This is a genomic window from Scytonema sp. HK-05 (assembly GCF_963872035.1).
In the GTDB taxonomy this organism is placed as follows: domain Bacteria; phylum Cyanobacteriota; class Cyanobacteriia; order Cyanobacteriales; family Nostocaceae; genus Kalymmatonema.
In genome coordinates this window covers 1-6,445 of record NZ_CAWMYC010000063.1, presented here as the reverse complement: position 1 = coordinate 6,445, position 6,445 = coordinate 1, and the positions used below count along the sequence as shown (strand labels likewise).

Genomic DNA, 6,445 nt, shown 5'->3' with positions numbered 1-6,445 from the left:
TGAGGGTAGATTTCTCCTGTCCCGTTTCCAGATTCCAGATTTTGAGTGTGTTGTCACTTGAACCAGAAATCACGTACTTGCCATCAGGGGTGAGTGCGACGGCATAAACCCAGTGGCTATGACCAGTGAGGGTAGATTTCTCCTGTCCCGTTTCCAGATTCCAGATTTTGAGTGTGTTGTCACTTGAACCAGAAATCACGTACTTGCCATCAGAGGTGAGTGCGACTGCATTAACCCAGTGGCTATGACCAGTGAGGGTAGATTTCTCCTGTCCCGTTTCCAGATTCCAAACTTTGAGTGTCTTGTCGAATGAACCAGAAATCACGTACTTGCCATCAGAGGTGAGTGCGACTGCATAAACCCAGTGGCTATGACCAGTGAGGGTAGACTTCTCCTGTCCCGTTTCCAGATTCCAGACTTTGAGTGTGTTGTCACTTGAACCAGAAATCACGTACTTGCCATCAGGGGTGAGTGCGACTGCATAAACCGAGTCGCTATGACCAGTGAGAGTGCGGATTAACTGTCCCCCAGGCGTTGTTAAGTTCGGGGTCAAGGGACGTAACCAAGGGGTAGCTTTCGACTGTTTTGCTACTTCCAGCATTGCCTGAATCTCAGGCACTTCAAAAGACATCAAACGCCCCCACAATTGCTCTATCAGTTGCGTCTTATCGTTAGATAAAATATGCGCTGACAGTTTCAGCGCTCCTTGAATCAATTCCAGCGCTCTTACCTTATGGGGGTTGTACTCTGGATTTGTTAATACTTCTGGATCGTCAACCAAATCATAATCATTAATTAGCGCATCTACCCCAAACTCAGGATGGTTAATCTTTTCTGCTATGAACTGAAAATTAGTCAAGAGATTGTAATACTTTTCTAAATTCCCTGACTGCACAAGATTATAGGGAAACCTACCGAGATAAGCTTTTTGAGAATAAGACTTTTTTGCTGTTAATTTGTTAGCAATTTTGACCATTTCTTGTCGTTTTATTGGTTTGGTGTAAATCTCGTTTCGGTGGTCTAAGCAGGAAATGCAGTTCTAGCGGTGCCGCTTTGTAAGGGAGGCGGAGCCTCGCAATAGCCATTCCCAGTCTGAGACTGGGAACGAGGTAGCAATACGGTTCGGTGTAAATCTCGTTTCGGTGGTCTAAGCAGGAAATGCAGTTCTAGCGGTGCCGCTTTGTAAGGGAGGCGGAGCCTCTCAATAGGCATTCCCAGCCTGAGACTGGGAACGAGATAGGTAAATCTCGTTTTCTCAAGCCATGTGCCTTTCCCAGTAGTCAACGATGCGTTGATTAACTTCCTTAAAGAGCTTCCGCTTTGAATCCAAAACCCGTTTTTTCTTCAAAAAGTCAAGGAAACTAGCATGATAAATGCTGTAGCAGGTTTCGTTGTCTATTTCTTGCGGCTTCAAATACTCAACCCATTCCTTCAAAACCTCTTCTACCTCATAGATATCTTGCTCTGCAATATCGGCAATCATCTCAGAGGGAATCGGCGTACCAATCTCCACTAAAATAAACAGGATAATCACCCTTAATTCCTTGGGTGCAGTATCCATCCCCATTTGTACCCAATGTTGTTGATAATAGTCCTCAAGACCATCGGGCAATTGCTTTAAGGTTAGGTCATTATAAAAACCGCGAGCAATTCCTGGTAAGATATACCGCAGGTACATAAAATTGTTTTCGCTTTTTTCTGCTACCTGCTCAATAAACGTTTCATCATTGATATTGCGTTCTCTAATCCACTTTTTCAAATCATATTTATACTCTGGGTCTTCATTAATAAATAAGCGAATATACTCTTTCACATCATCACGGCTTAAACCAACATACTGACTCGCCCTTAAATCCAACTCTTCCATCGGAACACCAGGAGAGACAGATAATCGCTTTGTCTCTTTAGTATATGGGCGTCTGGTAAGTAGGAAATAGACCTGTTCTGGAAGCGCCGTAGGTAAATATAAAAGATTATCCCCCGGTTCTTGCTCTACTTCATCAAGCGCATCAACCACAATTACCAAACGTTGATTGGGAAGAAGTTTTTTACTGACTTTTTCCAGCAAAGTTGGTAAATCAGCTTTCTCTGCATTCTGCAACTGGTAACGCTTAATCAGTTGTTGACGAATACTTTCCAAAAACTGTTCGGGGCGATCGCGACCCTCAACGCGAATATTAAAATAGCAAGGAGACTTGTGGTCAAAGACGTATTTAGCAGCAATGGTGCTTTTCCCCATTCCCGCATCCCCTATAACTGTAAAGTAACCGTTGGAGTTGTTTTTCAAGAATTGAGCAAAAGCTTGAAAAACAAATTCACGACCGCAAAAAGACCGAATCTTTTCTTTGATTAATGGTTTAAACTCCTCTGGATACTCATCCATATTCCAGTCTGGGTAAGGCTGAAATTCTGATGATTTAGTACGTTGTGCTACGTCGATAAAAACTCTGCCAAACTCTTCTAACTCTGTACGTATTTCAATTCCCGCTTCTCGTATTTCATTTCCTAAACTATTCCAATTCAGAAATTTTTCTACTTCTTTCAAGAAACCTAATGGATTCTTTGAAGTATAAGCTTGCCAAAAAGCGTTTTTAATCTCTTTTTCTCTAAAAAGTTTAAGAATTGGCTCTGGCTTATACACCCCATACTCTACTAAAGCGTAAGCATAAACACCATCAACATCTTTGGGAGGTTGCGTTGGGTCAAGTTTCAAACTTTTCAAAACTTGGATGACAGTTTCGTTACGCTGCGCTTGATTGATGACTAGAGTTGCAGCAGGCTTAGCAAAAGGTTTAATCGCACTAATTACGGGGTCAATATTTATCATTTTTAATATTTAGTATCACTTGACACTTGTCACTCATTCTAAACTGTGGGTGAAAAGTGTGTCGCTCAAAAGTGCGATTGGCAATGCCTGTGCCCCGAATCGCGATTGGGCTTTAGCCCACTGCGCTCCGCGCAATCGCCATCACCTCTTCCCCTTCTCCTTCTCTGCGTCAAGAGCGTCCTCTGCGGTTAGTTTAAACCTCTTTGGCACCCGCAAGGCACTCATAAGTAGAGCTTGGCAACGACAAAAATACAGAAATCATACTGAAAGCAGAAGGCTACCTGACTGCATCTATTTTCACAGGCAGATGTTGCTTTATCGTTAACCTTTTAAGTTTATTTATTAAGAACGTAAATGGGAGAAAAGACTGTATGGGTTGGTTAAAAAGACTTTTTGGAATGGAAAAACCCCAAAACGCAGAAGTCAATCCTGCTCCACAAGCAGTACAGCAAGCACAGCAAGCTGCTTCTCCTGCTGCAACTCAACAAATTCCCCCAGAACGTGTGGGATTGAATGGAGAATATGACCAAAGTGGTTTGGCAAAGCGAGTAGCATTGGCTTTTGACCAAGATCCTCAACTGGATGATGTTGATACTCTCTGGGTAGCTCAAACAAGTGGAACTGTTGTGTTAAAGGGCAAAGTTCCCAGCCAAGACATTCTCAACAAGATGGTTTCTGTAGCGCGTTCAGTTAATGGTGCTACTTCTGTTGATACTAGCCAAGTGACGATTGGTTAGGCAGCTTAGACGAGTGGGGTGGGCATTACCATGCGTGTCAACTTAAGCCAAAAGTCATTATTGACATGCATTTGAGCATTTTTGATGTATCATCTAGATTTTCGATCCCCCCTTAATCCCCCCTTGAAAACGAGGGAAATCAAACTTTAGCCCCCTTTTTAAGGGGGTTGGGGGATCTAAAACGACATTGTTGGCACGTATCGAGCATTGCCAACCCCAGATTAGCAATTCAACATTTAAAATTCAAAATAATCGAGTGCGTAACAGCTTGCTACTGCTTCAAGTCTTGGGCAGCAACAAACTGCTTGGTTTCACCAAAATGTTTGTGAATCCAATCTAAAATGACTTGATTTACCAATTCTGGGCGCTCATCATGGGGACAATGTCCGACATCTTCCATACTATGCAGTTGCAAATTCTCGTTGTACTGAGCAAATTGACGAGCAAGTACTGGAGGAACAAACTTATCCTTTTGCCCCCAGATCAAAAGCATGGGCATTGTCAAGGTTGGTAATACTGTTTTGACACTTGGACCAAAGCTCGCACCCATTGTAGCTCTGAAAAGGGCGCTAAAAGCGCGGGCAGAACCACGATCTTGGGTGGGACCAGCTAGAATTTCTACCAACTCATCAGTCACAGCCTCTGGATTGGCGTAGGCAATACCTGCCCACCGACGCAACACGCTGGGGCGGCGCACAACGCTAAACACACCCTTGAGAATAAATCCAGAAGCAACAACAGATTTAATTCCTGCCACAACAGGTCGCAGCCAGGGAGGGAGAGCTTCTTGCTCCAACGATGGGTCAGGCAAACTCATCATCACCACACCCTGCACCATGTCGGGATGAGTAGCAGCCGCTGCCATAGCAATCAATGAACCGATAGAATTGCCCACCAATACCACAGGTTGACGAATGAATACTTTCCAAAAATCGTAGACCTGCTCCACCCAAAGCTCTACACTATAATTTGCTGTGGCTTTTTCAGAAGCTCCAAAACCCAACATATCAAGGGCGTAAACGGTGTAGTGTTCGCCCAGCACCTCTAAGTTGTGTCGCCAATGACCAATGGATGCACCAAACCCGTGTAGCAGAATCAGGGGAGTTGCCTTGTGGTTATTTTGAGCTGGGCGAATGTATGTGTAACGAGTTTGCCAGCCTCGCCAAACCCAGTCCCTTTGATTGCCAACCCGTTGCTGCCAATGCACTGTGCTATCCACGCTTTCCTCCAATTTATCGTATAGAAGGACTTTTAATTCCACTTTCTCAGTTAATCCCAACTCCTTGCTGCTTTCTTTGTGCAAAGTTGTTATTCTAGTTTGCTTATAGAAGATAGTCTCTAAATATATTCTAGGCTAAGTAAATTTTCATGTTATTCTTCTAAAAGTTAATACGGTTAAGTTCTTTATTATTAAGTAATATAAAATACATATAGAAGACATAAATATTGTATGATGTAAACTCCACAATTATGGGAATATACTGAGATTGTAATATGTAAATCAATTTACAAAAAACTGTGAGAATCGTTAAAGATTGCTACTATTGTGTAATTTAGATTAACGACTGGACAGAAATCGTTGCAAAGTGAGTAGAATAGCAGATACAACAACGACGATGAAATTGCTTTATGGATTAGCTACTATATAACTATAGGTTCCTTTTCGAGTCCTCAGTTATTTTCGGATTTTGCTTCTGAGGCATACCACAAACAACCAAGCCAATTTCTTAACAAAAAGCTCCCACAAATCATCCCACGAATCATAATGTCTCTGATTGAAAAAAAAAGAACTCGCGATCTGCCCCAAATTAACGAACGAATTCGCTTCCCGAAAATTCGGGTTATTGATACCGATGGTTCTCAGTTGGGAATTCTGACCCCACAAGAAGCAATACAACTAGCGGAGGAAAAAGAGCTAGACTTAGTGCTGCTTAGTGACAAGGCTGATCCACCGGTTTGTCGGATTATGGACTATGGGAAATACAAGTTTGAGCAAGAGAAGAAGGCACGGGAAGCTCGGAAGAAGCAGCACACTGCTGATGTTAAAGAAGTGAAGATGCGTTACAAAATAGAAGAACACGACTATAACGTACGAGTCAAGCAAGCAGAGCGTTTTCTCAAAGATGGCGATAAAGTCAAAGCAACAGTGATGTTCCGGGGTCGAGAAATCCAACACAGCGATATGGCAGAAGTATTGCTCAAGCGAATGGCAACCGATCTGGAGACAGTTGGCGAAGTCCAGCAAGCGCCCAAAAAAGAAGGGCGAAACATGATGATGCTCATCTCACCCAAAAAGTAATCAACTAAGCAGGTAAGGCAGAGAGGAGAAGGGGACAAGCAGATAAGGAAGACAAGGAAGAATTTGCTTTGTTATCTCCCCCTCCTCCTCCTCTTCAAACCTGCCCTTCCTACTGAAAATAAGCTAATTTCATTAGTCCTGAGTGCTGCGTGAGAAAGATAATACTCACAGACTCAGGACTATAGCAATCCTCCGCACATTTATGAAAATTGACTACCCTTCAGATCCCCGACTTCTTTAAGAAGTCGGGGATCTTGTTTTTCACGAATCCTGCGCGGATTGCTATATAGTTTTTGTTAGGAAATAATTTGGTCATGCGTTCGCGAAGCGGGCGCTCTGCGCCATCGCCTCCGGCACTGGGCACATGGACAATCGCCTTAAACCGTTTCACTTTAAGGTTAGAACATGGTGGGCAGCAGAAAGCACCCAAACAGCTTTGCTGGGGCTAATAATTTAGCTGCTACTTCAACGGGATAAAACCTACTCGTTGGACAACCTGTTGCCCGCGAGCAGATATAGTAAAATCAGTGACATCCTCCCACACTAACCGTAAGCGGTATAGTGTGGGCTTCCTCAAATCAC

General features: G+C 43.2%; 6 protein-coding genes. 3 read left to right on the top strand and 3 right to left on the bottom strand.

What is annotated here, in order from left to right:
* Nucleotides 1-976 (bottom strand): WD40 repeat domain-containing protein (locus tag AACT52_RS09570; protein ID WP_143173024.1); only part of this gene is annotated, 976 nt, incomplete at its 3' end.
* A 279-nt stretch (nucleotides 977-1,255) separates the two neighbouring features.
* Nucleotides 1,256-2,827: an NACHT domain-containing protein gene (locus AACT52_RS09565; protein WP_073636592.1), complete on the bottom strand. Its 1,572-nt coding sequence runs from the start codon at nucleotides 2,825-2,827 to the stop codon at nucleotides 1,256-1,258.
* Nucleotides 2,828-3,198: 371 nt separating this feature from the next.
* Between AACT52_RS09565 and AACT52_RS09560 the strand changes: the two genes are divergently transcribed.
* On the top strand, nucleotides 3,199-3,564 hold the full coding sequence (locus tag AACT52_RS09560; protein ID WP_073636591.1) for a BON domain-containing protein: 366 nt from the start codon (nucleotides 3,199-3,201) through the stop codon (nucleotides 3,562-3,564).
* A 271-nt stretch (nucleotides 3,565-3,835) separates the two neighbouring features.
* Here the strand turns inward: AACT52_RS09560 and AACT52_RS09555 are convergent, their stop codons facing one another.
* Nucleotides 3,836-4,783, bottom strand: a complete 948-nt coding sequence (locus AACT52_RS09555; RefSeq protein WP_073636593.1) for an alpha/beta fold hydrolase — start codon at nucleotides 4,781-4,783, stop codon at nucleotides 3,836-3,838.
* Nucleotides 4,784-5,329: 546 nt separating this feature from the next.
* On the opposite strand from AACT52_RS09555, the gene infC reads away from it, so the two are divergent.
* Both infC and AACT52_RS09545 read left to right on the top strand, forming a co-directional pair.
* Nucleotides 5,330-5,863: a translation initiation factor IF-3 gene (gene infC, locus AACT52_RS09550; protein ID WP_073636590.1), complete on the top strand. Its 534-nt coding sequence runs from the start codon at nucleotides 5,330-5,332 to the stop codon at nucleotides 5,861-5,863.
* Nucleotides 5,864-6,177: 314 nt separating this feature from the next.
* Complete coding sequence (locus AACT52_RS09545) at nucleotides 6,178-6,312, top strand: hypothetical protein (RefSeq protein WP_339374974.1); 135 nt, start codon at nucleotides 6,178-6,180, stop codon at nucleotides 6,310-6,312.
* Nucleotides 6,313-6,445 lie beyond the last annotated feature (133 nt).